Consider the following 24,160-nt stretch of genomic DNA (forward strand, 5'->3'; position numbering starts at 1 on the left):
TAGTCAACTTATATGATTATTAATAGGTTAACAATAATAAAGGAGCAAAGACGTAATTACAGCCAGATTTCGACAACTGAAAATAAAAGGAGTAAACCGAGGACGATAGATGTAACTCGTTCATGGGCTGCAAAATAATGGCGGAAAGCAGCTCCTGCCAGTGCCCAAAGCACATTAGACACAGAGCATAGCAGGCACATGATGATACCCAGAAGAAGACGGGGAACAAGAGAAGTAAATGCCGGCAGGATAAAGACCATGTATCCCATGAGGAAAAAAAGCATGACTTTGATGTTTGTCAGATTGAGAACAAAACCGGAAATAAAAAGACGACTTTTTATGTTTTTTTCCTCTTTTTCTGACGTTTTTGATGGAGGTTTAACTATCTTATATGTCAGATAGAGGATATATAATGAGCCCAGTGCTTTGAAAGGGGTTTCCAATTGTGGAATCAGTTCCTGTAAGGTAGACGAACACAAGTAGGCAGCGCCATTAATGATGAAAAAACTGAAAAAAAGCCCCCAGAGAAAAGGGACAGCCCGTTTGAATCCTACTTTCTGACTGACCGATAAGGACATGAGATTATTAGGACCTGGTGTAAAAGACATGCCTATACAGTACACAAGAAATGCGGTCAGTTCCGTTATCATATAAATCACCTCGTGACAGTTGAAAATATCCATCTTATTTTCTTTCTTATTTGTCATATGAGTACATTTTATCGCACATCTATCGCATAAACAATACCTGCCATGCCGCTTTTGTTGCACTGCTTTTTTTCGGCGTGTTATAATAATGGCAGGAAAAAGGAGGATGACAGGATGGGATTTTTTGAAAAGATGTATAAAGAAGGTCCGCAGCGCACGCGGAGTGAAAAATTATATGATGATGCATTGCTTCTTATGAATGACGTAGAAAAACAGAACGAACGGCTGCCAGAAGATATACGTGAAACTGTATTGGCTGGCAATGCCTGTGATACAGTTCCTGGTGCCAGCGGCGATTTTGGCCATGATATTCATAATCCAATTCCTGTCAATGGCCCTATCGGTGAATTTTCTTATTTATCCCGGTTGCGCATGAAATCGACAGGAGGACGCGTTTTCTTTCATAAATTACGTACCATAGGGTCTGTTGATGAATTTGAGCTGACCAATGTAAGCGGCCAGTTTGCAGACCATCTATTTTTAGATCCATGGCATCGGGCCCAGAGTGGGTGGTATCCTCATAATTACTATCTGGAACGGGAAGCCGTACAACCCAGAGGCATCACGACGACCTGCCCTGATTTCCCCCGGGATTTGTATAAATTAATCAAAAAGGAAGCAAAGAGGTGGCTGTCTGTCGATGTAGCAGAGAAAGAAGCACAGTATATCCATGTAGAAGAAGCACAGGCTTCCTTGCAACGGTTTCGAAATAAAGACAATTCTGATTCATAGATAGAGAAGTGTATAGGCATGATACGAAGTTCTTTATTAGATAAGTTGATGAAACTGGCTGTCCTCGTGATTATTATCGTTGAACTGGCAGTGGTTCAATATTTTATTCCTGATTTCTATCAAACTCTGTTCCGGCTTACTCTTGACGGCAATGTAGAAGGGCTGACAGAGTACATATCTTCTTTTGGATATGGAGCCATTGCAATTACTATATTTATGATTGTACTGACTAATATGACCGGCTTGCCATCTATTCCTTTTTTAACGGTTAATGGTGTTATATTTGGCCTGCTGCCGGGCATTGTCATTTCCTGGATAGGGGAAGTATTAGGAAATATTCTGGGATTTGTCATCATGCGGACCGTGCTGAGGGATAAGGCACGCAAACTAGTGGAACGCAGCCATCTGACAGAAAAACTGGATAAGTACAGTACGATAAAGACGATAGCATTGGCCCGGGCTATACCGTATTCACCGAATCTGGTCATTACGGCAGTGGCCTCGATGAGCCGCATCAGTTTTGCCAATCATCTGGTAGCTACCATTATAGGCAAAGTCCCTTCCGTCATCGTTGAAGTATGGCTGGGGCATGACTTATTGAAATTTGGACAGTACGGTGGCCGGATCATCATATGGGCAACGCTGATTCTGACAGTTTATTATGCATACAGGCAGTATAAGAAAAGATAGAAGGGGTGCAGATGGAACGAGCTTTTGCGTTAGTACGGATGGATGAGAAGCATCCGCATTGGCAGATGGCTGTTTCCCGCAGAGGAAAGCTATATCATCGGGCAGATGATTTCCGTACAGAATTTGGCCGGGATTTTACGCGCATCATCCATTCAACTGCTTATAGCAGACTGAAACATAAGACACAGGTCTTTTTTACGACAAAAAATGATCATATTTGTACGCGTATCGAACATGTCAATCAGGTCGCTTCAGTCAGCGGGACAATCGGGCAATATTTGGGGTTGAATACGGAATTGATACAGGCTATTGCCAATGCTCACGATCTGGGACACTCTCCTTTTGGTCATCTGGGAGAACGGGTTTTACGGCAAATCAGTGAGAAAGAACTGCATGAAACATTCTGGCATGAAAAACAAGGCTTGCGTGTAGTTGATGACATTGAAACACTACTTGACCCCGAAGGAAGAACTTCTAATTTGCTTTTAACATATGCTGTACGTGATGGTATTATCTGTCATTGCGGAGAAGTACACCAGACCGTTTTACGTCCGCGGAAAGAGGCCATTGATTTAGAATCTATTCAGCGCCCTAATGAATTTGAACCTTATACATGGGAAGGCTGTGTTGTCAAAATCGCTGATAAAATCGCTTATCTCGGACGCGATATAGAAGATGCTGTACGGCTCCATATTCTGACGGAAGATGGATATCCTTTACAGGAGCTTAAACAAGAATTAAATGGGCATCTTCATGCTCATTTGCCGTCTGTCAGTAATACGGCTATTATGTATCCCCTTATTACCGATTTGTGCAAAGAAAGTTCTCCGGATAAGGGCCTGATCCTGTCCCAGAATCATCTTAACCTGATGCATTGCGTCATGAAATTTAATTATCAGTATATTTATCATAATAAAAGGCTGGAAGTATATCATTCCTATGCCCGCTTGATCCTTGAGTCGATTTATGGAATTTTAAAAGAATGTTATGCTGGTGAAAAGACATTGGACAATATCCGGCTTCTGCAAGAGGATTATCCTACTCTGGGAAAACATTTTTTGGAACGGATGCGAAAATTTTCCGATATAGGCCGTCATATTGCAAAAAAAGATAAATTCGGAAATAGTTTTGGTAATACAATTATCTATCATATTTCCAATTCAGAACAAGATTACCGACGGGCCTGTATTGACTATATTGCCGGTATGACTGACACGTATGCGGAGAAAATATTTGATGAACTGACTACTTTTTGACGATATCTATTTCACTCTAAATGTGATACAATAAGAATTAGCCTGCCAATGGCCTATTATGGATCATAAGAGAATAATAAATGAACAGGCAGGGAAATACCGGTTATTTTCAGGAGGATGTATTCATGAGAGAACTTCCAAAAGCAAATGAAATTTGGCTTCATTTCAAGGGTGGAAAATATCAGATCATTACCCTTGCCGAACATACGGAAACAGGTGAAAAATTTGTTATTTACAAGGCTTTATCGGGAACGATGAAAACCTATGCCCGCCCGTTGAAAGATTTCATGAGTGAAATTGATAAGGAAAAATATCCTAAGGCAGAACAAGATTACCGCTTTGTAAAAAATGCCTGAGAACGGTCTTGTGGTGACCTGGATTTTGATAAAAAAGCCCCTGACACTGACAGGCTGCAGGTACGGAAAACCAGACTTTTCGGCTTGGCTTTTGAAAAGCAGAGTGACAGGGGAAGGGGACTCTATGTGGTACTGATGGATAATAATGTAAGAAATCAGGCCATTAAACACAAACGGAGCTGCAACGAGATGAGCTTATTTGCCCATGTTGTTGCAGCTCCGTTTGCTTTAGGGGGATTGGGAAAGTGATGTAAGAAATCAAAGGGGAAACTCAGGTGTTATTTGATGTCGATTCTCTGACTGGCCTGAATCGCATCAGGATCCTGCTTAGGCAATGTAATAGTCAGAACACCGTTTTCAAAGGAAGCTTCGATGCCGTCGCGCTGGATGTTACGCACGACGAATTGACGGCTATACACAGTATTAGTACGTTCTTTACGGATAAAATGACGTTCTTCTTTTGCCGGAGCTTTGCTGCTCTTTTCAGCAACGTCACTGTTGTTGGAAATTTTCTGGTCATTAGTATTCGCTTCTGGAGATTTTTCTTCCGTTTCTTCTTTGTGTTGGGCTCCGATAGTCAGAATATCATTGGCATAGGTGATGCTGATATCCTTTTTGGTCATACCCGGTAAATCTGCTGTCAGAATATAAGCTTTTCCTGTATCTTCGATATCAACTTTTGGCAGTTTTACTTGTGTTTCTGCTGTTGGCTGGAACAGACCGTTAAAGAAATTATCAAATGTACTGTCAGGAAATGCAAAATCAGTGCTTACTGGAAATAAGTTTCTCATAATATAAAACCTCTTTTCTTAGGTGAATATGTAATAGTAATGACGATGTAGACTTTTTATCCTTTAGTTCTTTTGACCTTTAAGGCTCTAGAACCATCTTCTTTCTGTCTACGCCTATAGTATATTCCTTGTTAGCCATCATGTCAATAGAGTGCTAATAAAAATTATTAAAATTTCAACAAAACTATCCATTGACAAGCTGTAGGAGTTTTGGTATACTTGCAATGTTGAAAACAAAGCAGAAGCTGTCCGCCTCTCACCTTACATGACTGAAATTGTTACTAAGGTAAAATGATGTATACCGATACAGACGGATAGCGCATGCTTTCCGTTCTTTTTTTATGGAGGTGAACGACGATTAGTAAGGAATTACGTATCAACGATCAAATCAGAGCCCGCGAAGTCCGTGTGGTAAGCGACAATAATGAACAGCTGGGAGTCATGTCCCTTCGTTCTGCCCGGCAGATTGCCGAAGAACGGCACCTTGATCTGGTGGAAGTAGCGCCTAATGGCAGACCGCCTGTATGCCGTATCATGAATTACGGCAAATATCGTTACGAACAGCAGAAACGGGAAAAAGAAGCTAAAAAGAAACAAAAAATCCTGACGTTGAAAGAAGTTAAACTTCGTCCCAATATTGAGGATCACGACTTCTATGTCAAGATGAAAGCAGCGCAGCGCTTCTTAGGGGAAGGCAGCAAAGTCAAAGTTACGATTATGTTCCGCGGCCGCGAAATGAGCCACCCGGAACTGGGCGAAAAATTATTGATGCGTTTTGCTGATGAACTGAAGGACGTTGCCCATGTAGAAAAGGAACCTAAAGTAGAAGGCAGAAACATGACCATGGTCATCGCTGTCAACAAAGCGAAGTAAGAGGAGGATATATATTATGCCGAAATTAAAAACCCGCCGTGCTGCGGCCAAACGTTTTACTACTACTGGTACTGGTAAATTCAAACGGATGAAACCGTACAAGAGCCACATTCTGGAATCTAAATCCCCGAAGCGCAAACGGAATCTGAGAAAAGCAGCACTGGTTGCCAAAACGACGGTCGATGCTGTTCGTAAAATGTGCCCCTACATCTAAGGGTATACTCACGTAGTTAACATAGAGATTTGGAGGAAATGAATCATGGCTAGAATTAAAGTTGGCGTTACTGCACACGCTCGTCATAAAAAAATCTTAAAGATGGCTAAAGGCTATCGTGGAACACGTTCCCGCCTTTTCAAAAAAGCAAATGAAAGTGTCATGAAGGCTCTGTTTTATGCCCGTCGTGACCGTCGTGCCAAGAAACGTGAATTCCGTAAACTCTGGATTGCCCGTATCAATGCGGCAAGCCGTGCAAATGGCATGAGCTACAGCCGGTTTATCTATGGCCTGAATAAAGCCAATGTCATCGTTGACCGCAAAATGCTGGCTGACCTGGCTGTTAATGATGCTGCTGCCTTTGCCAAACTTGTTGAAGTAGCAAAAGCTCAGTAAAATATAAGCATATCTTACTGGTATTTCATGCAAGCAACCCCGCTCTACATAAGCAGGGTTGCTTTTTATTTTAATAAATATTTTTCCAGATCGTTAGGAAGAGAAGCGGATGACCGGGTGACATAATAGCTGCTTACGCGGGGCGGGGCAAAATCGAGGAGCGGGACCGAACGGAGAATTCCTTGTTCCAGGTCATCTTCTACCAGACTGTGGGGAAGAAAGGAATACCCCAGACCTTCTGCCAGATATTGAGGCAATTTAGTGCTGTTGTCAATTTCCATAGGAAACCGGTGGTGCCTGGGAAATAAGTCCTGGATGTAGAGGCCGACTCCCTGAAGCGCAAAGTTACAGAATAAGTAGTCTATCTTTTGCAGGTCATCTTTGCGTATGCCCCTGGCATAGGTTGTATCTGCGCTGCTGCAGACTAAATCCAACGTGTCTGTGCGGTATAATTTGCAGATAATGCCATCCCGGTATAGGGCTGAATACGTAAATACTACATCTAATAAGCCGTCCTGGAGGCTGCGGAGCATTTCAGGCGTATGGCTGATGGTAATGTTCAGGGATACGGCTGGTTTCCGTTTCATATAAGCGCGGATACTTTTTTGAAGATGGCATTCATAAATCGTATTTGTTGAACCGATGTGGATTTTTTGGGCAAACGTGGAACTGCTCTGCAAATCCTGGAAAGCCGTGATCTCTAAAGCGATAAATCGTTGGGCGTAATCGAGAAATTTTTCTCCTGCCGGGGTTAGTTCTACCTGCTTATGATTGCGGACGAACAGGGATTTGCCCAATTCGGTTTCTAAATCACGGATGCGATTGGTTACGGTGGATTGGGCGACAAATAATTGCTGTGCTGTTTTAGTAAAATTTTTTATTTGAGCCAGTGCAATAAATGTACGCAGTGTCGTTGTATCCATAAAGTCACCTTCGTTTGGCTGAGTAATTCGAAAAACAAATTGCGAAAATTAATATAATCTATTTCACAAATCATCCTTACTCATTATATAATACGTATAGAAAAGAAACAATTTAGAATTATTTTTTTGTCAATGGAGTTGAATAGGATGAATAAAAAGACTGTTCCCTTTTCGGAAGAACAAATTCGTAATATTATCGCTACGTATCCTACGCCGTTCCATATTTATGATGAACAGGCTATCCTCAACAACGTTCGTAAGTTGATCAAAGCCTTTGATTGGGCTTATGATTTTAAAGAATATTTTGCCGTTAAAGCGACACCGAATCCGTACATTATGAAGTTGCTAAAGGCAGAAGGCGTCGGCGCAGACTGCAGTTCTCTTCCGGAACTGGAATTATGTGATAAAGTAGGCATCAAGGGGCGGGACATCGTTTTTTCTTCTAACGACACGCCGTATAAGGAATTTGCCAGAGCCATGGAATTAGGCGCGCTGGTTAATCTGGATGATATTTCCATGATCGAATTCATGGAAAAACGGGGTCCGCTGCCGGAATGGATTTGTGTACGTTATAATCCGGGTCCTCTTCTCAAAGGCGGAAATGATATTATCGGGACACCGGAAGAAGCCAAGTATGGTATGACCCGGGAACAGGTATTAGATGCATTCCGTATTTTGAAAGATAAAGGGGTCAAGCATTTTGGCCTGCATACCATGGTCGTTTCCAATGAACTTCATGCCAGCGGACTGATTAATACAGCTAAAATGATGTTTGAACTGGCCCTGGATGTGCAGAAAACGCTTGGTATCAATGTTGAATTTCTTGACTTTGGCGGTGGTATCGGCCTGCCGTACCGTCCAGAAGAATCGTTCGTTGATTACGATGAACTCAGTGCAGGCATCAAGAAACATTTTGATGCTATAATGGTACCAGCCGGTTTGGGCCATTGCCGTATTTCTTTTGAATGTGGCCGTGCTATCACGGGACCGTATGGGTATCTCGTAACAACGGCCATTCATCATAAGCATATCTGGAAAGAATATATTGGCGTCGATGCTTCCATGGCTAATCTGATGCGTCCGGGCATGTACGGTGCTTACCACCATATTACTGTAATGGGGAAAGAAAACGAACCGAAAAACCATGTTTATGATGTAACGGGTTCGCTTTGTGAAAACTGTGATAAATTTGCAATTGACCGCAGCCTTCCACGCATTGATGATGGAGATATCCTGGTCATTCATGACGCTGGTGCACACGGCCATTCTATGGGATTTAACTATAATGGCAAACTGCGTTCGGCCGAATTGTTGCTTCATGATGATGGCACAGTAACACAGATCCGCCGTGCTGAAACGATTGATGATTTGTTTGCTACGTTAGATTTTTCTGATTTATAAGAGCTGGAACAATACATAAAAAAGCCTACCATGTTGGTGGGCTTTTTTATGGTTCTTTGTCAAATGTTGTGAGAAATGAATTTGTGTACTATCTGCTCTTGATTTCCTATAAATTTTGTCTGATTTTCATAGGATTTATTTCTTCTTTATGTTAAAATACAAATATAAGCTGTGTTTATCATACAAGAAAGGAGTGGAAACCATGCTTGCCGGATTTGATACACTGACGGGTTTTCAGATTTGTATGGTCATTTTCCTCTCCGTATTTTCGTTCCGTTATCGGAAAGGCTGTTCGGAACATTTGACATATTTTTTGCCTGTGCCCATTCTGTATATTCTTTGGGCTTGCATTGTCATATATTATTTTGCTGATTTCTTTTTTATGGCTATTCTCTGGTTCCTGCTGGGAAATTTTCTCAGTGTTGGTCTGGCTGTACTTTTAAGAAAACAGCTGCGGCATTTTTATTATGAACAGTCAGAGAAAGAATTTTACTATCCCTGTGCGGGATGCATGTTTTTTTTCCTGCTGAGTATTACCGTAGTTCTGGCGGGAATCCAGTGTCTGGTGTTTTATATGCCCCTTCTGGTACATTCCTGGTTGTTTAATGAATTGCTTGGTTTTATACCGGGATTGGGAATTGGATTTTTATTGGGAAACTTGTTTGCCGCCTTTTTTCTTTCTGCCAATCAGGAAGTGGAAGACTTTGTGATAAAGAAGGTATAAAATATGGAGAGCGAAGTCCGAAGAAAACAGATTATTGACGTATTAACCCATGCCAGCGGCCCGGTTACAGGAGCTGAATTATCAAAAAGATGCCAGGTCAGCCGCCAGATTATTGTAGGCGATGTAGCTCTGTTGCGTGCCCGGGGCGTTTCTATTATTTCTACGCCCCGTGGATATCAATTAGAACACGTAAGGCATGGCGGTATCGAGCGCATGATTGTCGTCTGCCACGGTCCGGAACAAATGAGGACCGAATTAGAAGCTATTGTGGATAACGGTGGACGGGTGCATAATGTCGTTGTCGAACATGAAATTTATGGCTACCTGGAAGGATCACTGAATCTCCGGTCACGCCGCGATGTAGATCAATATATTCATCGTATGGAGGAAACACATGCAGAATTGCTCAGCCGCATCAGCGGCGGCATCCACTCACACTTGATAGAAGCTGATACAGAAGCAGACATGGATGCCATTGAACATGCATTGGATAAACTTGGGATTTTATATAATTCTTGAATCGTAAAAATAAAAGCAGCAGGAATGGTTGATTTCCTATTGCTTTTATTTTTTTTTGCGTGTACAATACACTGTATATTACAGCTGTCATGACAGTTGTAAAGAACGTATTGAGGAGGTATTAACATGGTTTTGGAACGTCTGGAAGCGCTGCCAGTTGGCTCGTTTCACTACAAACTTTTATTAGTTACTGGTTTGGGATGGCTTTTTGATTCGATGGATACAGGATTGATTGCGTTTATACTTCCTGTATTGGCGAAAGAATGGCAACTGGCCCCGGGCCAGATGGGATTGATTGGCAGTATTGGGTTGATCGGGATGGCGCTGGGAGCGGTCGTTTCGGGGACGATAGCTGATCATCTGGGACGGAAAAAGGTTTTTTCTATAACTGTATTGCTCTACAGTATTGCATCGGCACTTTGCGCTGTATCATGGAATTATCAGTCTCTTCTCATATTTCGATTTCTGGTTGGATTTGGCCTGGGCGGAGAATTACCGGTTGCCGCTACTTTGGTGTCCGAGTATGCTCCGTCGCGGGTGCGTGGCCGCTTTATTGTTCTTTTGGAAAGCTTTTGGGGACTTGGTTGGATTGCTGCAGCGTGCATCGCTTATTTTTTTATTCCTGTATATGGATGGCGCATGGCCTTCGCGTTGGGGGCTGTTCCGGCTGTATATGTATTTTTAATCCGCCTGCATATGCCAGAATCGGTTCGGTATCTTCTGTCTAGGGGGAAGGTCGAAGAAGCGAGAAATATTGTCATAACATTGGAACGGAAACTCCATGTTCCTGTACTTCCATTTAATGATGCGGTGGAAAAACTGCCACCGGCTACAACTGTTTCATTCCGGGAATTGTGGAAAAAACCTTACATGAAACGGACGATTATGCTATGGCTTGTATGGTTTGGCATTAATTTTAGTTATTATGGAATATTTATGTGGCTGCCGTCTCTGGTATTTCAACAGGGATTTACTGTAGTTAAAACGTTTGAATATGTACTTATCATGACGCTGGCCCAATTGCCCGGGTATTATTGCGCCGCATGGCTGGTTGACAGGCTGGGGCGGAAGTATACATTGTCTGTATTTCTCCTTTTCAGCGGTGTTGCCAGTTATTTCTTCGGACATGCTTCGACGGCAGCGGCTCTGATGATGTGGGGTTCGGTTATGTCGTTTTTTAATCTCGGTGCATGGGGCGTGCTTTATACATATACGCCAGAACAATATCCGACAACTATCCGAGCCCTTGGCAGCGGATGGGCTGCCGGGTTTGGCAGATTTGGCGGTATGGCAGCTCCTGTAATGGTTGGTGTTATGATAGGGCATAGTTTTGGCTTTGGCGCGGTGTTCTATATGTTTGCCTTTGTTTTCATTGCAGTAGCTGCCGTTGTCATGGGATTGGGAATCGAAAGCAAGCAGAGAGATTTGGAAAGTATCACGGCAGTCCAGAATCGCTCAAAAAGTGTAAAACAGACGTTATGAGATATAATTTTGCAAAAAGAGGAGTTGTACCTATTGACAGCTCCTTTTTTTGATGGTAAAATTCTTTACATCGCATGAGACCGAAGAACATCAAATACAGTTTTGATACAAAAGAGTTTAAAATTAGTGCTTGACAAAACGGAATAATGTGATATACTAAACGAGCTGTTGGAGATACAAACTTCGATGGCAGATGACCTTTGAAAACTGAACAATGCAACATACGAATGAACGCCAGATAAGTAGAGAGCCATGTTTGAAGGAGCCGAAAGGCGACGCGCAAACATGAGCGAATCACTTATACCGAGATTAACTCGGTAGTGCGAGGTTCTAGAGATAGAACGTCAAACAATGAGTAACAAACCAATAATAGTAAGAATGAGCTAGCGCTCTTCACATATCATGGAGAGTTTGATCCTGGCTCAGGACGAACGCTGGCGGCGTGCTTAACACATGCAAGTCGAACGAGAGGACATGAAAAGCTTGCTTTTTATGGAATCGAGTGGCAAACGGGTGAGTAACGCGTAAGCAACCTGCCCTGCAGATGGGGACAACAGCTGGAAACGGCTGCTAATACCGAATACGAAGCAGCTCCCGCATGGGGGCAGCTTGAAAGGATGGCCTCTGAATATGCTATCGCTGCAGGAGGGGCTTGCGTCTGATTAGCTGGTTGGAGGGGTAACGGCCCACCAAGGCGACGATCAGTAGCCGGTCTGAGAGGATGAACGGCCACATTGGGACTGAGACACGGCCCAGACTCCTACGGGAGGCAGCAGTGGGGAATCTTCCGCAATGGACGAAAGTCTGACGGAGCAACGCCGCGTGAGTGAAGACGGCCTTCGGGTTGTAAAGCTCTGTTATACGGGACGAACGGGCGGGATGCTAATACCATCCTGTTGTGACGGTACCGTAAGAGAAAGCCACGGCTAACTACGTGCCAGCAGCCGCGGTAATACGTAGGTGGCAAGCGTTGTCCGGAATTATTGGGCGTAAAGGGTGCGCAGGCGGTCTCTTAAGTCTGTCTTAAAAGTGCGGGGCTCAACCCCGTGAGGGGACGGAAACTGGGAGACTGGAGTATCGGAGAGGAAAGCAGAATTCCTAGTGTAGCGGTGAAATGCGTAGATATTAGGAGGAATACCAGTGGCGAAAGCGGCTTTCTGGACGACAACTGACGCTGAGGCACGAAAGCCAGGGGAGCGAACGGGATTAGATACCCCGGTAGTCCTGGCCGTAAACGATGGGTACTAGGTGTAGGAGGTATCGACCCCTTCTGTGCCGGAGTTAACGCAATAAGTACCCCGCCTGGGGAGTACGGCCGCAAGGCTGAAACTCAAAGGAATTGACGGGGGCCCGCACAAGCGGTGGAGTATGTGGTTTAATTCGACGCAACGCGAAGAACCTTACCAAGCCTTGACATTGATCGCAATGGATAGAGATATCCAGTTCCTCTTCGGAGGACGAGAAAACAGGTGGTGCACGGCTGTCGTCAGCTCGTGTCGTGAGATGTTGGGTTAAGTCCCGCAACGAGCGCAACCCCTATCTTCTGTTACCAGCACGTGATGGTGGGGACTCAGGAGAGACTGCCGCAGACAATGCGGAGGAAGGCGGGGATGACGTCAAGTCATCATGCCCCTTATGGCTTGGGCTACACACGTACTACAATGGCTCTTAATAGAGGGAAGCGAAAGGGCGACCTGGAGCAAACCCCAAAAACAGAGTCCCAGTTCGGATTGCAGGCTGCAACCCGCCTGCATGAAGGAGGAATCGCTAGTAATCGCAGGTCAGCATACTGCGGTGAATACGTTCCCGGGCCTTGTACACACCGCCCGTCACACCACGAAAGTCATTCACACCCGAAGCCGGTGAGGCAACCGCAAGGAACCAGCCGTCGAAGGTGGGGGCGATGATTGGGGTGAAGTCGTAACAAGGTAGCCGTATCGGAAGGTGCGGCTGGATCACCTCCTTTCTAGGGATAGAGGCCGGAAGGAAGACGAAAGTCAGACTTCTGACGATTCTTAGGTCGGCATTCTGGCAGAGTATGAAGCATTGTTTAGTTTTGAGAGGCCATCCTCTCAAGGAGAAAATCGCATATGGGCCTATAGCTCAGCTGGTTAGAGCGCACGCCTGATAAGCGTGAGGTCGGTGGTTCAAGTCCACCTAGGCCCACCATACTTTATCCTGGAAAGGGTAAAGGGATAGTGGGGGTGTAGCTCAGCTGGGAGAGCACCTGCCTTGCAAGCAGGGGGTCAGGAGTTCGATTCTCCTCATCTCCACCAGATTTTCTTTTATGGCGTACCTTGACAACTGTATAGAAAACGAAGAAACACCTCTTTTTTGAAAAGAAAAGAGACTTAACGAACCTTAGAAAAAAAGAGCAAGTCAAGTAAGTAAGGGCGTACGGCGGATGCCTTGGCTATATCAGCCGAAGAAGGACGCGATAAGCTGCGATAAGCTGCGGTGAGGTGCAAGTAACCTTTGACCCGCAGATGTCCGAATGGGGAAACCCGGCGTGAGGAGTCACGTCATCCTCTTAAGAGGAAGGGCACCCGGTGAACTGAAACATCTAAGTAGCCGGAGGAAAAGGAATCAAAAGAGATACCCTGAGTAGCGGCGAGCGAAAGGGGCAGAGCCCAAACCGGGATGGGAAACCAATCCGGGGTTGCGGACTGCGGAAAACTGCACGAGCGAAGCAGAATGAGCTGGGAAGCTCAGCCAGAGAGAGTGAGAGCCTCGTAAGCGCAAGCAGATGCAGGGAGCAGGATCCAGAGTACCACGAGACACGAGGAACCTTGTGGGAAGCAGGGGGGACCACCCTCCAAGGCGAAACACTGATATAGACCGATAGCGCATAGTACCGTGAGGGAAAGGTGAAAAGAACCCCGGGAGGGGAATGAAAGAGAACCTGAAACCGTATGTCTACAAGCAGTCGGAGCACTATATACGTGCGACGGCGTGCCTATTGAAGAATGAACCGGCGAGTTACTTCGTCCAGCGAGGTTAAGCAGGAAATGCGGAGCCGCAGCGAAAGCGAGTCTGAAGAGGGCGATGAGTTGGAGGGAGTAGACCCGAAACCACAGTGATCTACCCATGTCCAGGTTGAAGCACAGGTAAAAATGTGTGGAGGACCGAACCAGTGAGCGTTGAAAAGCTTTTGGATGAGATGTGGGTAGGGGTGAAATGCCAATCGAACGTGGAGATAGCTGGTTCTCCCCGAAATAGCTTTAGGGCTAGCCTCATGGAGAGAGTACAGGCGGTAGAGCACTGAACAGGGTAGGGGCCTATCCGGCTACTGAACCTAATCAAACTGCGAATGGCTGTACTTATACATGGGAGTCAGACTGCGAGTAATAAGACCCGTAGTCAAGAGGGAAACAGCCCAGACCAACAGCTAAGGTCCCCAATGCCGTACTAAGTGGTGAAGGATGTGGAATTTCGAAAACAACCAGGATGTTGGCTCAGAAGCAGCCACCATTAAAAGAGTGCGTAATAGCTCACTGGTCGAGAGACTCTGCGCCGAAGATGACCGGGGCTGAAGTACGGAACCGAAGCTTTGGCATGTATGTAGATACATGGGTAGGGGAGCGTTCCTGCATGGGAGAAGCGGTACCGGAAGGAGCCGTGGACAGGCAGGAAGAGAGAATGCCGGTATGAGTAGCGAAAAGGAAGGTGAGAATCCTTTCCACCGAAAGCCTAAGGGTTCCTGGGCAACGCTCGTCGACCCAGGGTAAGTCGGGACCTAATCCGAGGCGGAGACGCGTAGGAGATGGACAACAGGTTGAGATTCCTGTACTGCAGCCGTTTGTTTGAGCGACGGAGTGACGCAAGAAGGAAAGCGCGCGTGCGACTGGAAGAGCACGTCCAAGCAGGTAGGTCGGGAGACAGGCAAATCCGTCTTCCATAAGGCCGAGATGTGATGGGGAGCTTCTGGAGACAGAAGCGAAGGGGCCGGCACTATATTGCCAAGAAAAGCTTCTAGTGAGAACGGCAGCACCCGTACCGAAACCGACACAGGTAGGCAGGAAGAGAATTCTAAGGTGCGCGGGACAACCCTCGTTAAGGAACTCGGCAAAATATATCCGTAACTTCGGGAAAAGGATAGCCTGTAGTCAGTGAAGTGCAGAAGCGCACGGAGCTAAGGCAGGCGGCAGAAGAGAGGCCCAAGCGACTGTTTACCACAAACACAGGCGTCTGCTAAAGGGAAACCTGACGTATAGATGCTGACACCTGCCCGGTGCTGGAAGGTTAAGAGGACTTGTTAGCGCAAGCGAAGCAGAGAATTGAAGCCCCAGTAAACGGCGGCCGTAACTATAACGGTCCTAAGGTAGCGAAATTCCTTGTCGGGTAAGTTCCGACCCGCACGAAAGGTGTAACGATTTGGGCACTGTCTCAACGAGGGACCCGGTGAAATTGAAGTACCTGTGAAGATGCAGGTTACCCGCGACTGGACAGAAAGACCCCATGGAGCTTTACTGTAACCTGAGATTGAATTCTGGTAGGAGATGTACAGGATAGTTGGGAGGCGGAGAAGCGAGTACGCCAGTATTCGCGGAGCCGATGGTGGGATACCAACCTTGTTTTATTGGAATTCTAACGAGAAGCGTAACGAGCTTGCGGACAGTCTCAGGCGGGCAGTTTGACTGGGGCGGTCGCCTCCGAAAGAGCAACGGAGGCGCCCAAAGGTTCCCTCAGTGCGGACGGAAACCGCACGAAGAGTGCAAAGGCAGAAGGGAGCTTGACTGCGAGACGGACAGGTCGAGCAGGGACGAAAGTCGGGCTTAGTGATCCGGTGGCATAGAGTGGAATAGCCATCGCTCAACGGATAAAAGCTACCCTGGGGATAACAGGCTTATCTCTCCCAAGAGTCCATATCGACGGGGAGGTTTGGCACCTCGATGTCGGCTCATCACATCCTGGGGCTGAAGTAGGTCCCAAGGGTTGGGCTGTTCGCCCATTAAAGTGGTACGCGAGCTGGGTTCAGAACGTCGTGAGACAGTTCGGTCCCTATCCATCGCGGGCGGAAGAAACTTGAAAGGGGCTGCTCCTAGTACGAGAGGACCGGAGTGGACCGACCAATGGTGTACCAGTCATGACGCCAGTTGTGCAGCTGGGTAGCTACGTCGGGGACGGATAAACGCTGAAAGCATCTAAGCGTGAAACCAGCCTAGAGATGAGGTTTCTCATTACGCAAGTAAGTAAGGTCCCACAGAGACGATGTGGTAGATAGGCCGGGAGTGGAAGTACAGTGATGTACGGAGCGGACCGGTACTAATAGACCGAGGACTTGACTTAAAAGGTAAGGTAAGGAATACGTTTTCTATACAGTTGTCAGGGCACGGCCCTGACAAGAGAATTCAGTGGCGATAGCTGCGGGGATCCACCTGTTCCCATGCCGAACACAGCAGTTAAGCCCGCAAACGCCGAAAGTACTTGGGGGGAAGCCCCCTGGGAGGATAGGAAGCCGCTGATTATACGTAGGGGTATAGCTCAACTGGTAGAGTAGTGGTCTCCAAAACCATTGGTTGAGGGTTCGATTCCTTCTGCCCCTGCCAAAACACAGAGGGAGAGGAATCTGCAGGAGACCGATATCCCTCTACATGACTCGGTAGCTCAGCTGGATAGAGTGACTGACTACGAATCAGTAGGTCTAGGGTTCGAATCCCTACCGGGTCACCAAATAATCTTCACTCGAACCCCGCAGCATTTTGACTGCGGGGTTTTCGAGTATATTGGGAACTGCAGTGTAGTTATAATATATGTCTACACGCTTTCCAGTCACTACGACACGACGGATGAAGTCATCGAAGGTATCGAGGCTATATCCGTCTTTTTTATTTGCCCGTTCTGTCAGTTGGTTCAGATAATAGATGACCGCTTCTTCTGTAATGGGAATGATGTGAGTCTCTAATTTAAGCCCGTCAAGTTGAGCGTTTAGCTCTGTGAGCTGTTTTTCATAGGTCTCAATATTGTTTGTTATTGTTTGGGAGATAAGGCCGTTTTCAACGGCTTTTACGCTGTTTTTCAGTCGTTTTTCAATTTCTTTGATTTGAGATTCCAGGCGCAGTTGTTCCGCCGGCTTGTGTTCCAGTTCTGCTTTCTGGATGGTCATACACTGGTCTGCAATGCATTTTACGGCGTCTTTGTTTTTGAGTATGCTGATAGTGGTATCAAGGACTAATTTTTCCAGCTTGTCACGGCTTATGTTTTTGGCATCACAGGCAATCTGGGACCGCGCAGCTTTTTCCGATTTATTATTTTTGGAAGAACATTGGTAATAGTAGTATGTGGTGCCTGTATGACTCTTGCCACAATATCCGGTCATGGGAAGTCCGCATGTGCCACAGTAGATTTTACCTGTCAGGGCATACTGGGGAGAGACGCGGCGGGCGGTATTGCTTTTTCGTTTGCGAGATTCAAATAAATTCTGCATAGCTGTATATTGCTCCTGTGTGATGAGTGCTGGGGCATAATCAGGATAGGATGTACCGGCCCAGGTGAATGTCCCCGTGTAAATCTGATTCTTGAGGATGCGGTTCAGGCTGTTGCGAGTGAAGTTGCATCCTCTCTGGGTTTTGATACCAAGGCTATTTAATTTGCTCAAAATATCTGTCGTTTTCACCCCGGATAAGCACTTATTATAGATTTCGGAAACCAGATGGCCTGTTGCGGGACTGATGGCCAGTTTATTTTCCGATGTGAGTTCATAGCCAAAGGGAACAATGCCACCAATCCACTTGCCTTCCAGGAGATTTTCTGTCATTCCCCGTTTAACTTTTTGAGATAATTCGGCGCTGTAATATTCTGCCATGCCTTCGATGACTGATTCTAGCAGGATTCCGCTGGGATCGTCTTTGATATTTTCCTTGGCCGACAATACTTTGACTCCATTTTTCTTGAGGCGGTGTTTATATATGGCCGAATCGTAGCGACTGCGGGAAAATCTATCGAGCTGATAAACGATTACATAGTCAAATAGATGTTTGGCACTGTCTTTGACCATTTGCAGAAATGACGGACGCTGATCCGTGCGGGCAGACATGGCCCGGTCGATATAGGTATTGATAATATTGATTTCATTGGCCTCTGCAAAGGCCCGGCATTCACGAATTTGGCCATCAATTGATTCTTCCCGCTGTTTGTCACTGCTGAAGCGGGCGTAAATAACTGCATTTTTTGTCATAATATAATCAGTCCTTCTTTCTAAAACAAGGCTGATTGTGGTATAATAAATACGTAAATCAGCCCAAGCAAACACAAGATTTACACTTGCCATGCAGTACGCCAATGCTGCTGGCACCCCCGTTTCCTGTTGATCCAGGAGACGGGATTTTTTATTTAGATATTTAGTAGATTATTCATCCTTTCTTTTGCTTATCTGTTGATAGTTACCGGAATTTCGCAAGATAAATTATTTTCGGTGGTATCTTGCGAATATTTGGATGGTTAGAATTCAGCATCATATTTATCAGACAAAGATTCTAAAGATACTGATAATGATTCATTATCAATATGCTCTAGGACAAACGCACCTACTCGACTTTCTACGGACTTTTGTAATGACTTCATGTCCTTCTTACTGGTTTTTGTTACCTTAATCTTTTTCCCATTTTTAGTCAATTCAAATAGACCGGATTTGAGAAGATCAGGGATACCAGCAAAAGCCAGCTCATTTCCAGCGCAAGTCATGCCTGTAGATTTAAGTAAATTATTCAATATAAGGAATAAATGGACTGTATCCATGATAGGAGCTGTTTTGACGAAGACTTTTAGAATACCCGTATAATACTTTATGCGGGCTTTTTCATGGTCTGTAATCATTCCATCATTGGGGAGTTCACCTAACTCCATAGCCAGGCGAATCATATGTTTACAGGCCATGGTTCCGTCATGGATAGTAAAATCAGCACATGTGCAATGCTCTAAAGAGGTGTCATAGATATAACCTTCACTGCCGACAAATTTACCACATTTATTTTCAATATCTACGCTCAATGGGGTTAAATCGCCGGACAGTGCAGATTTGTGTCGGCCGCTATCAATGATTTCAAACATAGTACAACCACCTTTCTTATAAAAACTTTATCATATATCGGGATCCGTCTTTATAAATTTCAATAATGTCTTTATCAGCAAATTCTTTTAAAGAACGACGGACAAGCGCTGCATCCTCTTTATCAAAGCACTTCATTAAATCGGAGCGTTTCATGATATTTTCCTTTTTTATTTTCGCTTTTATTTCTTTTTTTATTTGCTTAAGCTTATTTTTCTCTGCAATATAATTGTTATACTCAATAAGCATTTCATCATACTCATTTTCTTTGAAATTTTCTTTACCTTTTTTTATTGAATCAACCATCGAATTATAATCATCAATAATTTCCGGACCATAATACTCTTCTTTTTCCTTGAAAAAAGGAAGAGCTTCATCAGATAAATACTGTAAAGCCTTATCGAAAATTTGTAAGGCTTTATCAGGGTGAGTGCCTGGATTATAAACCTTACTTGTCATATTATCAGCTTTGTCTTCCCATTTACTTATTTTAGATTCATAACGCTCAAAAAAGTAATCCGATAATCCTTCGTAATAACCTTCTTCAATATCTTGTCGGTATAATTTATTATGATTATCCGGATCTGCAATGTACATGATATCAAGTCCTTTCGTGCTATTATATTGAATTGATTTTTCATACATCTGTTTTTTTATCGTCATAGGGTAACTGGGATTCTGCTACCATCAAGTTATCTTTTTCGGGCTTTTTTTTTGTAGATTCTGAGGCCAATTTAAACTTGATAAAATCACACACTGATGATTGAGCTTCTGGTGATAGCATACGGAATTCAATTATTAGTTTTTTTTCTTGTTCAGTATACTCTGAAATGAGGGATGGAGAGGTAACCAAAGAAATTGGAACAATATTACCTTTTGAAAGTTCATCTACGCTGATGCCAAAATAACTGCAAATTTTAATGATATTACTAATACTTGCATTATCGACTCCACGTTTAAGGATGCTAGTCATAGTGGAATAAGGAATATTAATTGTAATACAAAAGTCTCTTAAACTTTTATGCTTTGATAAAATTAATGATTTTAATTTATCTTCTATAGTCACAATTATCACTCCACCTTAAATTGAACAACCTATTTCTAAACATATCATAGCATTAGAATACCGAAAAATCAATATAAATTAACGAATATTCGTAAATACATATTGACATTAACGAAAATTCAAATATAATATAATTAAAGTTAACGAATTTTCGTTAATACAGGCGATGTAAGGAGGTGAAAAAATGTATTATCCGAATTTAGAAGCAGAATTAAAAAGAAAAAATATCAGACGAATAGATTTAGCTAAAGCATTGGGATTAGCATTGTCTACAATATCTGATAAGTTGACAGGCAAAAGCGACATTAGCCTTGCATTAGCAAAAAAAATAAAGGATTTTTTAGGGGTGGATACTCCTTTAGAAGTTTTGTTTGCTACCGAAGGCAATAAAGTTGCCTAAATCAGGCAGTACTAGAGAGAAGGGAAAACAGGAAAGAATTATTTTGAAGTAATTAAAGAGGTGAGGGCATGGACATGGTGAATGAAAAAGAGCCTCGCATGAACGAGGCTCAAAAAGAACTTCTGAGGCAATATCAAGAGTACTGTAAGGGAACGCTTAGCCAGGAAGAGAAGAAAAGATTTGAAAAAATATACCGACTGCTATACATACAAGGATTTCAGAAAGAAAATAGTTGCCTTTTATACATCTTATGGTGTTGTCTTTTTGCACTGCTCATAGATGCCGGATATAAAGCCGTAATTGGTGGAGATTGGATAACACCATTAGCAGGTTTAAGCGGAATGATCTTTTTTGGATTCATATTATTTTTTATTGCCAGTATTACTCCTGATTAAGTATTTGTTGGCAATGATCTTGATTAAAGGGGGTAATGCAAAGAACAAAATAAAGCTTGAAATAGCAAATTTGCCAATATATTCATCAATAAATTTTATGCGTTGGGAAAGGGTATGATGAATAGATTGTGATTCAAATTCCAATTGATTTAAGTCAGTGGAAGAGATTCCTTTTTTTACCAAAGCCCCTTGAATCAATATGTCATAAGCAAGCATTTGTATACGTAGAGAATCATCAAAAAATTCGATGTAATTTAACGTGTAGGGTTCAAGAAGATGAAATTGGGAGCAAGAGTTTTCAATGGGTAACTGACCGTGTTTCATATTTTTAATTATTTCATTATTTAGCTGAAGCCACCAAAGGTAATTTTGATATATTTGTTTATCCTTATTCACGGTTTTACGCCAATTTTTATAAAAATATATCACTATGCTGAAAATGGCTGAACCAATTCCAGTAAAAACAATTTCAAGCATTGTATTCGCCTCCTGTTGATATGAGTATAACACGGAGGGAAAGAAAACGGAAAGGAGATAAATATGAAGCCAGATAAGGAAAAAGAGCCGTGTGGGAACACAGCTCTGGCTGGTAAAAAATATGTTGATTGTCTTCAATGTCATTGTAAGGTTCCGGATAGTAATTTTTGCATTAAATGTGGCACAAAGCTACATCAATATTGCAAATGCAGCATCCTTTATAAGCCATATGATTGCGGACATAGCAAATGTCCAGGATACGCTTTATTTGTTGAACTGGCAAAAAAATCACTAAAGTTGCAAGAGCCGTACAGGGGCATGGCTCGACAGATAAAGGATGCATTGGCCAGGAAGCATTATCACAGTGATGATGAAAGGCTAAAAGATGCACAAGCATATATTTGGATTTCCATAGGAGTCATTGTTATTAGCCTAATAATTTTATAGGTAGATGGCATGAAGAAAGCAGACTATGAAAAATTGTTGGTGGACCATATCCTTGATGTCGGACTTGAAAAATATTGGGAGAAGTACGGAGAAGGGCACAAGAGCCAGAATCTCTATTACCGGTTCGATTTAAAAAATGGAGAAATACGCTATTTTACGAATATGAGTAGGGAAGGATTACAACGATTAGGAATAAAAAAATAACGAGAGATGGAAAGGAGATAGATGATGATGGCAGCGAAAACATATGAAGCGATTCCGGCCTGGGTAAACAGTAATTATGAGAGTGCCAGGATTCAGAGGCGCCGGCAGGAATTACTGGATGCACAGATTGAAAGAGCGTATGCAGAGGATTACGGTGATCCGATGACGATAGGAGAAATCATAAAGGCAGGGCTGGGGGCAGCCGCTTTTCTCGGATCATTCGGTTTTGTATACATCATGATTTCATAGAGATTGGTAAGTAAGTGGTAAGTAAATGGTAAGTTCGGATACGTCAAAAAGGAGGCATGGAAATGTATACATCTACATTGGCAGAAAAAATAGTTGAATTTTATCGTAATCCAGAGAATATGAGAAAATTCAAGGAATGGCAAAAGAAATATCATGAAGAACAGGAAAAAGCGGCAAATACGCAACTGAATGCGGTTGCTGGTGAATAGGAATATAAAAAGGCTCTGTATAAGACATGATATACAGAGCCAAAGTTCTGCCGGGTGGCTATGATTCCGGCAGTCCCTATTAAATTGTACATTCATTATAGCACGATACGAAATTAAATTACAAGATGTAAAAATAACAGCTGTGAACAGATTTAAAAGAAAGGAAATAATCATGAACCTGTGTTTCATCAGTGGCAATCTGGGAGATGATCCCCGGAACAGCATGACTACAAACGGTCAGTCTGTGACCCGCTTTTCCCTGGCTTCAAAGAAAAAATATATAGATAGCAACGGGGAAACGAAAGAAATCACGAACTGGCACAGAATTATAGCTTGGAATAGTTTGGCTGATGATGCCACTCTGCTCTCTAAAGGTGACTATGTAGAAGTAAAAGGAGCAGAAAGTACGCATTCTTATGAAAAGGATGGCGAAAAAAAGTATATTACGGAAATTGTGGCCGCAAGTATCACGGTGCCATTGGGCTATTTCCGAAACAAACAAGAAAGATAAGAAGGGAGACCATTATGAAAATCACACAATATCCAGATAAATGTATTGAATACGTAGGGAAGCCGGAAGAACTTGTCCAGTATTTCCTGGCTATAAAGACACTGGATACATTTGAAAATGAACAATCTATTATGGCCAAAGTTGAGAAGCTGGTGAGCCAATACGACAAGGAACACGACAAGAATTGATTTTGATGCGGAATTTTATTTTGTGACTTTTTAGAAAGGCAGTACTAAACCATGATTACATTATATGTTTCCCATCCATATGGTGGGAAAGAGGAAAATGCCATAGAGGCCAGCATGATAGCAGCGGATCTGCAACAAAAATTCCCCAATATTGCTGTCATATCTCCTATCCATGCCATACGGAGCGACTACGCGGGTACTCCGTATGATTTGGGACTGTCGTATACGCTGGAACTACTCAGACGGTCAGATATTATCTATTTTTCTGGCGATTGGAAATACAGTTTGGGCTGTACGGTGGAACAGCTACAGAGTAAATACATGGGCATCTATCAAACATTCAGCGTAGAGGACATTCAGCAGGCGTTAAACGAACGCGTATTTAGAGAAGATGTCAAACGGAACCGGCTGTTTAATTGCCATAGTGTGGATATCAATTACACCAGGGACTTGATTGAAAAAGCAAAGGGATTGTTGAAAACGTAAGACAGATAAAAGGGGCTGATTTATATGGACGTAAAGAACGTCATTGAAATATGGGAAACAGAATATTCTAACAGCAACGATAAATATATCAAGTTGATTGGAAAGATTGCTATTGCTTACATTAAAAAACATCCGGAAGAAGCGGACAAGATTACAACGGGATTGACATTGAATGGCTGTATGGATTTTATGCGGGACCGGGCCAAAAGCAATCAGAAAAATGGAGTTGGGGTGGCCACGCTGGATGATCTGTATGATTACTTTCATTTTGGAGGCAAAGCGCCGACTATTTTAAGCGATGAAGATATGGGCGACCTCGGGACACACTCAAAGCCGGTGCCGGCACCAGAACCGGCAGCACCTAAGCCGATGGCCAAACGGGTAAACCTGAGCATGGATGATTTATTCTAGGAGGTG

The 24,160-nt window shown here is 43.5% G+C and carries 29 protein-coding genes, 4 tRNA genes and 3 rRNA genes; 28 read left to right on the top strand and 8 right to left on the bottom strand.

What is annotated here, in order from left to right:
• Positions 1-56: 56 nt before the first annotated feature.
• Positions 57-650 carry a LysE family translocator gene (locus ACGTIC_RS05760; protein WP_070807767.1) on the bottom strand — a complete coding sequence of 198 codons (594 nt, stop codon included), beginning with the start codon at positions 648-650 and terminating at the stop codon, positions 57-59.
• A 171-nt stretch (positions 651-821) separates the two neighbouring features.
• Here ACGTIC_RS05760 and ACGTIC_RS05765 point away from each other — a divergent pair, with 171 nt between their 5' ends.
• The 4 genes from ACGTIC_RS05765 (at position 822) to ACGTIC_RS05780 (ending at position 3,741) form a co-directional block, all read left to right on the top strand.
• The gene (locus ACGTIC_RS05765) at positions 822-1,439 is read left to right on the top strand and encodes a hypothetical protein (protein WP_059076962.1); all 618 of its coding nucleotides are present in this window, start codon (positions 822-824) and stop codon (positions 1,437-1,439) included.
• Positions 1,440-1,457: 18 nt separating this feature from the next.
• The gene (locus ACGTIC_RS05770; protein ID WP_113854985.1) at positions 1,458-2,129 is read left to right on the top strand and encodes a TVP38/TMEM64 family protein; all 672 of its coding nucleotides are present in this window, start codon (positions 1,458-1,460) and stop codon (positions 2,127-2,129) included.
• A gap of 11 nt (positions 2,130-2,140) precedes the next feature.
• Positions 2,141-3,385 carry a deoxyguanosinetriphosphate triphosphohydrolase family protein gene (locus tag ACGTIC_RS05775; protein ID WP_113854984.1) on the top strand — a complete coding sequence of 415 codons (1,245 nt, stop codon included), beginning with the start codon at positions 2,141-2,143 and terminating at the stop codon, positions 3,383-3,385.
• Positions 3,386-3,510: 125 nt separating this feature from the next.
• The gene (locus ACGTIC_RS05780) at positions 3,511-3,741 is read left to right on the top strand and encodes a DUF1653 domain-containing protein (RefSeq protein WP_059076984.1); all 231 of its coding nucleotides are present in this window, start codon (positions 3,511-3,513) and stop codon (positions 3,739-3,741) included.
• Positions 3,742-4,019: 278 nt separating this feature from the next.
• Here ACGTIC_RS05780 and ACGTIC_RS05785 read toward each other — a convergent pair whose 3' ends face one another.
• Positions 4,020-4,532: an Hsp20/alpha crystallin family protein gene (locus tag ACGTIC_RS05785; RefSeq protein WP_059076965.1), complete on the bottom strand. Its 513-nt coding sequence runs from the start codon at positions 4,530-4,532 to the stop codon at positions 4,020-4,022.
• Positions 4,533-4,889: 357 nt separating this feature from the next.
• On the opposite strand from ACGTIC_RS05785, the gene infC reads away from it, so the two are divergent.
• Genes infC through rplT form a run of 3 tightly spaced genes read left to right on the top strand, consistent with a single transcriptional unit; the run spans position 4,890 to position 6,015 of the window.
• A complete protein-coding gene (gene infC, locus ACGTIC_RS05790) occupies positions 4,890-5,405 on the top strand; it encodes a translation initiation factor IF-3 (RefSeq protein ID WP_072235734.1) in 516 nt (171 codons plus the stop codon).
• A gap of 16 nt (positions 5,406-5,421) precedes the next feature.
• Positions 5,422-5,619, top strand: a complete 198-nt coding sequence (rpmI, locus tag ACGTIC_RS05795) for a 50S ribosomal protein L35 (RefSeq protein ID WP_059076967.1) — start codon at positions 5,422-5,424, stop codon at positions 5,617-5,619.
• A 45-nt stretch (positions 5,620-5,664) separates the two neighbouring features.
• The gene (rplT, locus tag ACGTIC_RS05800; protein WP_059076968.1) at positions 5,665-6,015 is read left to right on the top strand and encodes a 50S ribosomal protein L20; all 351 of its coding nucleotides are present in this window, start codon (positions 5,665-5,667) and stop codon (positions 6,013-6,015) included.
• A 65-nt stretch (positions 6,016-6,080) separates the two neighbouring features.
• On the opposite strand, the gene ACGTIC_RS05805 is transcribed toward rplT, so the two are convergent.
• Positions 6,081-6,938: a LysR family transcriptional regulator gene (locus tag ACGTIC_RS05805; protein ID WP_113854983.1), complete on the bottom strand. Its 858-nt coding sequence runs from the start codon at positions 6,936-6,938 to the stop codon at positions 6,081-6,083.
• A gap of 147 nt (positions 6,939-7,085) precedes the next feature.
• Between ACGTIC_RS05805 and ACGTIC_RS05810 the strand changes: the two genes are divergently transcribed.
• The 11 genes from ACGTIC_RS05810 (at position 7,086) to ACGTIC_RS05860 (ending at position 16,737) form a co-directional block, all read left to right on the top strand.
• Positions 7,086-8,339 carry a diaminopimelate decarboxylase gene (locus ACGTIC_RS05810; protein WP_072235735.1) on the top strand — a complete coding sequence of 418 codons (1,254 nt, stop codon included), beginning with the start codon at positions 7,086-7,088 and terminating at the stop codon, positions 8,337-8,339.
• A gap of 202 nt (positions 8,340-8,541) precedes the next feature.
• Positions 8,542-9,063 carry a hypothetical protein gene (locus ACGTIC_RS05815; protein ID WP_059076970.1) on the top strand — a complete coding sequence of 174 codons (522 nt, stop codon included), beginning with the start codon at positions 8,542-8,544 and terminating at the stop codon, positions 9,061-9,063.
• A gap of 3 nt (positions 9,064-9,066) precedes the next feature.
• The gene (locus tag ACGTIC_RS05820; protein WP_113854982.1) at positions 9,067-9,582 is read left to right on the top strand and encodes a transcription repressor NadR; all 516 of its coding nucleotides are present in this window, start codon (positions 9,067-9,069) and stop codon (positions 9,580-9,582) included.
• Between the two features lie 126 nt (positions 9,583-9,708).
• Positions 9,709-11,064 carry an MFS transporter gene (locus ACGTIC_RS05825; protein ID WP_113854981.1) on the top strand — a complete coding sequence of 452 codons (1,356 nt, stop codon included), beginning with the start codon at positions 9,709-9,711 and terminating at the stop codon, positions 11,062-11,064.
• 399 nt (positions 11,065-11,463) lie between these two features.
• Positions 11,464-13,030 (top strand): 16S ribosomal RNA (locus ACGTIC_RS05830).
• A 126-nt stretch (positions 13,031-13,156) separates the two neighbouring features.
• A tRNA-Ile gene (locus ACGTIC_RS05835) sits at positions 13,157-13,233 on the top strand.
• Positions 13,234-13,264: 31 nt separating this feature from the next.
• Positions 13,265-13,340: transfer RNA gene (locus ACGTIC_RS05840), tRNA-Ala, on the top strand.
• Between the two features lie 101 nt (positions 13,341-13,441).
• Positions 13,442-16,353: ribosomal RNA gene (locus ACGTIC_RS05845) — 23S ribosomal RNA — on the top strand.
• A gap of 61 nt (positions 16,354-16,414) precedes the next feature.
• Positions 16,415-16,531, top strand: a 5S ribosomal RNA gene (rrf, locus tag ACGTIC_RS05850).
• The 16S, 23S and 5S rRNA genes sit together here with 4 tRNA genes alongside, the layout of an rRNA operon.
• A gap of 6 nt (positions 16,532-16,537) precedes the next feature.
• Positions 16,538-16,613: transfer RNA gene (locus tag ACGTIC_RS05855), tRNA-Trp, on the top strand.
• A gap of 47 nt (positions 16,614-16,660) precedes the next feature.
• A tRNA-Arg gene (locus ACGTIC_RS05860) sits at positions 16,661-16,737 on the top strand.
• Here the strand turns inward: ACGTIC_RS05860 and ACGTIC_RS05865 are convergent.
• From ACGTIC_RS05865 to ACGTIC_RS05880, 4 genes are all read right to left on the bottom strand, one after another.
• Positions 16,724-18,241, bottom strand: coding sequence for a recombinase family protein (locus ACGTIC_RS05865; protein ID WP_070807757.1), 1,518 nt, complete (start codon positions 18,239-18,241; stop codon positions 16,724-16,726). The genes ACGTIC_RS05860 and ACGTIC_RS05865 overlap by 14 nt on opposite strands.
• A gap of 263 nt (positions 18,242-18,504) precedes the next feature.
• Positions 18,505-19,113: a hypothetical protein gene (locus tag ACGTIC_RS05870; protein ID WP_113856253.1), complete on the bottom strand. Its 609-nt coding sequence runs from the start codon at positions 19,111-19,113 to the stop codon at positions 18,505-18,507.
• 16 nt (positions 19,114-19,129) lie between these two features.
• Positions 19,130-19,708, bottom strand: a complete 579-nt coding sequence (locus ACGTIC_RS05875; RefSeq protein WP_162816284.1) for a hypothetical protein — start codon at positions 19,706-19,708, stop codon at positions 19,130-19,132.
• A gap of 40 nt (positions 19,709-19,748) precedes the next feature.
• Positions 19,749-20,177, bottom strand: a complete 429-nt coding sequence (locus tag ACGTIC_RS05880) for a helix-turn-helix transcriptional regulator (RefSeq protein WP_113856251.1) — start codon at positions 20,175-20,177, stop codon at positions 19,749-19,751.
• A 184-nt stretch (positions 20,178-20,361) separates the two neighbouring features.
• Here ACGTIC_RS05880 and ACGTIC_RS05885 point away from each other — a divergent pair, with 184 nt between their 5' ends.
• Positions 20,362-20,577, top strand: a complete 216-nt coding sequence (locus ACGTIC_RS05885; RefSeq protein WP_113856250.1) for a helix-turn-helix transcriptional regulator — start codon at positions 20,362-20,364, stop codon at positions 20,575-20,577.
• A gap of 68 nt (positions 20,578-20,645) precedes the next feature.
• Complete coding sequence (locus ACGTIC_RS05890; protein WP_059076815.1) at positions 20,646-20,972, top strand: hypothetical protein; 327 nt, start codon at positions 20,646-20,648, stop codon at positions 20,970-20,972.
• On the opposite strand, the gene ACGTIC_RS05895 is transcribed toward ACGTIC_RS05890, so the two are convergent.
• Complete coding sequence (locus ACGTIC_RS05895; protein ID WP_113856249.1) at positions 20,940-21,449, bottom strand: hypothetical protein; 510 nt, start codon at positions 21,447-21,449, stop codon at positions 20,940-20,942. The genes ACGTIC_RS05890 and ACGTIC_RS05895 overlap by 33 nt on opposite strands.
• 63 nt (positions 21,450-21,512) lie before the next feature.
• Here ACGTIC_RS05895 and ACGTIC_RS05900 point away from each other — a divergent pair, with 63 nt between their 5' ends.
• From ACGTIC_RS05900 to ACGTIC_RS05935, 8 genes are all read left to right on the top strand, one after another.
• Positions 21,513-21,896 (top strand): hypothetical protein, encoded by a 384-nt coding sequence (locus tag ACGTIC_RS05900; RefSeq protein WP_059076817.1) that lies wholly within the window; start codon positions 21,513-21,515, stop codon positions 21,894-21,896.
• Between the two features lie 9 nt (positions 21,897-21,905).
• Entirely contained in the window at positions 21,906-22,100 is a 195-nt protein-coding gene (locus ACGTIC_RS05905; protein ID WP_059076818.1) for a hypothetical protein, read from the top strand.
• A gap of 27 nt (positions 22,101-22,127) precedes the next feature.
• Complete coding sequence (locus ACGTIC_RS05910; RefSeq protein ID WP_152333772.1) at positions 22,128-22,349, top strand: hypothetical protein; 222 nt, start codon at positions 22,128-22,130, stop codon at positions 22,347-22,349.
• Positions 22,350-22,411: 62 nt separating this feature from the next.
• Positions 22,412-22,558: a hypothetical protein gene (locus tag ACGTIC_RS05915; protein WP_162816283.1), complete on the top strand. Its 147-nt coding sequence runs from the start codon at positions 22,412-22,414 to the stop codon at positions 22,556-22,558.
• A gap of 142 nt (positions 22,559-22,700) precedes the next feature.
• Positions 22,701-23,069 carry a single-stranded DNA-binding protein gene (locus ACGTIC_RS05920; RefSeq protein WP_162816282.1) on the top strand — a complete coding sequence of 123 codons (369 nt, stop codon included), beginning with the start codon at positions 22,701-22,703 and terminating at the stop codon, positions 23,067-23,069.
• A 14-nt stretch (positions 23,070-23,083) separates the two neighbouring features.
• Positions 23,084-23,257: a hypothetical protein gene (locus ACGTIC_RS05925; protein ID WP_162816281.1), complete on the top strand. Its 174-nt coding sequence runs from the start codon at positions 23,084-23,086 to the stop codon at positions 23,255-23,257.
• A 51-nt stretch (positions 23,258-23,308) separates the two neighbouring features.
• Positions 23,309-23,743, top strand: coding sequence for a hypothetical protein (locus ACGTIC_RS05930; RefSeq protein WP_059076821.1), 435 nt, complete (start codon positions 23,309-23,311; stop codon positions 23,741-23,743).
• A 24-nt stretch (positions 23,744-23,767) separates the two neighbouring features.
• Positions 23,768-24,154, top strand: coding sequence for a hypothetical protein (locus ACGTIC_RS05935; protein WP_113856248.1), 387 nt, complete (start codon positions 23,768-23,770; stop codon positions 24,152-24,154).
• Positions 24,155-24,160: the final 6 nt, after the last annotated feature.

It is taken from the genome of Megasphaera hexanoica (assembly GCF_043520715.1).
GTDB lineage: Bacteria > Bacillota > Negativicutes > Veillonellales > Megasphaeraceae > Megasphaera > Megasphaera hexanoica.

Excerpts from the sequence above, each read along its gene's own strand:
- ACGTIC_RS05805 (WP_113854983.1), bottom strand. The coding sequence starts at position 6,938 with ATGGATACAACGACACTGCGTACATTTATTGCACTGGCTCAAATAAAA.
- ACGTIC_RS05885 (WP_113856250.1), top strand. The coding sequence starts at position 20,362 with ATGTATTATCCGAATTTAGAAGCAGAATTAAAAAGAAAAAATATCAGA.
- ACGTIC_RS05820 (WP_113854982.1), top strand. The coding sequence starts at position 9,067 with ATGGAGAGCGAAGTCCGAAGAAAACAGATTATTGACGTATTAACCCAT.
- ACGTIC_RS05895 (WP_113856249.1), bottom strand. The coding sequence starts at position 21,449 with ATGCTTGAAATTGTTTTTACTGGAATTGGTTCAGCCATTTTCAGCATA.
- ACGTIC_RS05875 (WP_162816284.1), bottom strand. The coding sequence starts at position 19,708 with ATGTACATTGCAGATCCGGATAATCATAATAAATTATACCGACAAGAT.
- ACGTIC_RS05925 (WP_162816281.1), top strand. The coding sequence starts at position 23,084 with ATGAAAATCACACAATATCCAGATAAATGTATTGAATACGTAGGGAAG.
- ACGTIC_RS05930 (WP_059076821.1), top strand. The coding sequence starts at position 23,309 with ATGATTACATTATATGTTTCCCATCCATATGGTGGGAAAGAGGAAAAT.
- ACGTIC_RS05905 (WP_059076818.1), top strand. The coding sequence starts at position 21,906 with ATGAAGAAAGCAGACTATGAAAAATTGTTGGTGGACCATATCCTTGAT.
- ACGTIC_RS05780 (WP_059076984.1), top strand. The coding sequence starts at position 3,511 with ATGAGAGAACTTCCAAAAGCAAATGAAATTTGGCTTCATTTCAAGGGT.
- ACGTIC_RS05770 (WP_113854985.1), top strand. The coding sequence starts at position 1,458 with ATGATACGAAGTTCTTTATTAGATAAGTTGATGAAACTGGCTGTCCTC.
- ACGTIC_RS05815 (WP_059076970.1), top strand. The coding sequence starts at position 8,542 with ATGCTTGCCGGATTTGATACACTGACGGGTTTTCAGATTTGTATGGTC.
- ACGTIC_RS05825 (WP_113854981.1), top strand. The coding sequence starts at position 9,709 with ATGGTTTTGGAACGTCTGGAAGCGCTGCCAGTTGGCTCGTTTCACTAC.
- ACGTIC_RS05915 (WP_162816283.1), top strand. The coding sequence starts at position 22,412 with ATGTATACATCTACATTGGCAGAAAAAATAGTTGAATTTTATCGTAAT.
- ACGTIC_RS05870 (WP_113856253.1), bottom strand. The coding sequence starts at position 19,113 with ATGTTTGAAATCATTGATAGCGGCCGACACAAATCTGCACTGTCCGGC.
- ACGTIC_RS05910 (WP_152333772.1), top strand. The coding sequence starts at position 22,128 with ATGGCAGCGAAAACATATGAAGCGATTCCGGCCTGGGTAAACAGTAAT.
- ACGTIC_RS05810 (WP_072235735.1), top strand. The coding sequence starts at position 7,086 with ATGAATAAAAAGACTGTTCCCTTTTCGGAAGAACAAATTCGTAATATT.
- ACGTIC_RS05765 (WP_059076962.1), top strand. The coding sequence starts at position 822 with ATGGGATTTTTTGAAAAGATGTATAAAGAAGGTCCGCAGCGCACGCGG.
- ACGTIC_RS05775 (WP_113854984.1), top strand. The coding sequence starts at position 2,141 with ATGGAACGAGCTTTTGCGTTAGTACGGATGGATGAGAAGCATCCGCAT.
- ACGTIC_RS05900 (WP_059076817.1), top strand. The coding sequence starts at position 21,513 with ATGAAGCCAGATAAGGAAAAAGAGCCGTGTGGGAACACAGCTCTGGCT.
- rpmI (WP_059076967.1), top strand. The coding sequence starts at position 5,422 with ATGCCGAAATTAAAAACCCGCCGTGCTGCGGCCAAACGTTTTACTACT.
- ACGTIC_RS05785 (WP_059076965.1), bottom strand. The coding sequence starts at position 4,532 with ATGAGAAACTTATTTCCAGTAAGCACTGATTTTGCATTTCCTGACAGT.
- ACGTIC_RS05890 (WP_059076815.1), top strand. The coding sequence starts at position 20,646 with ATGGACATGGTGAATGAAAAAGAGCCTCGCATGAACGAGGCTCAAAAA.
- rplT (WP_059076968.1), top strand. The coding sequence starts at position 5,665 with ATGGCTAGAATTAAAGTTGGCGTTACTGCACACGCTCGTCATAAAAAA.
- ACGTIC_RS05760 (WP_070807767.1), bottom strand. The coding sequence starts at position 650 with ATGATAACGGAACTGACCGCATTTCTTGTGTACTGTATAGGCATGTCT.
- ACGTIC_RS05935 (WP_113856248.1), top strand. The coding sequence starts at position 23,768 with ATGGACGTAAAGAACGTCATTGAAATATGGGAAACAGAATATTCTAAC.
- ACGTIC_RS05865 (WP_070807757.1), bottom strand. The coding sequence starts at position 18,241 with ATGACAAAAAATGCAGTTATTTACGCCCGCTTCAGCAGTGACAAACAG.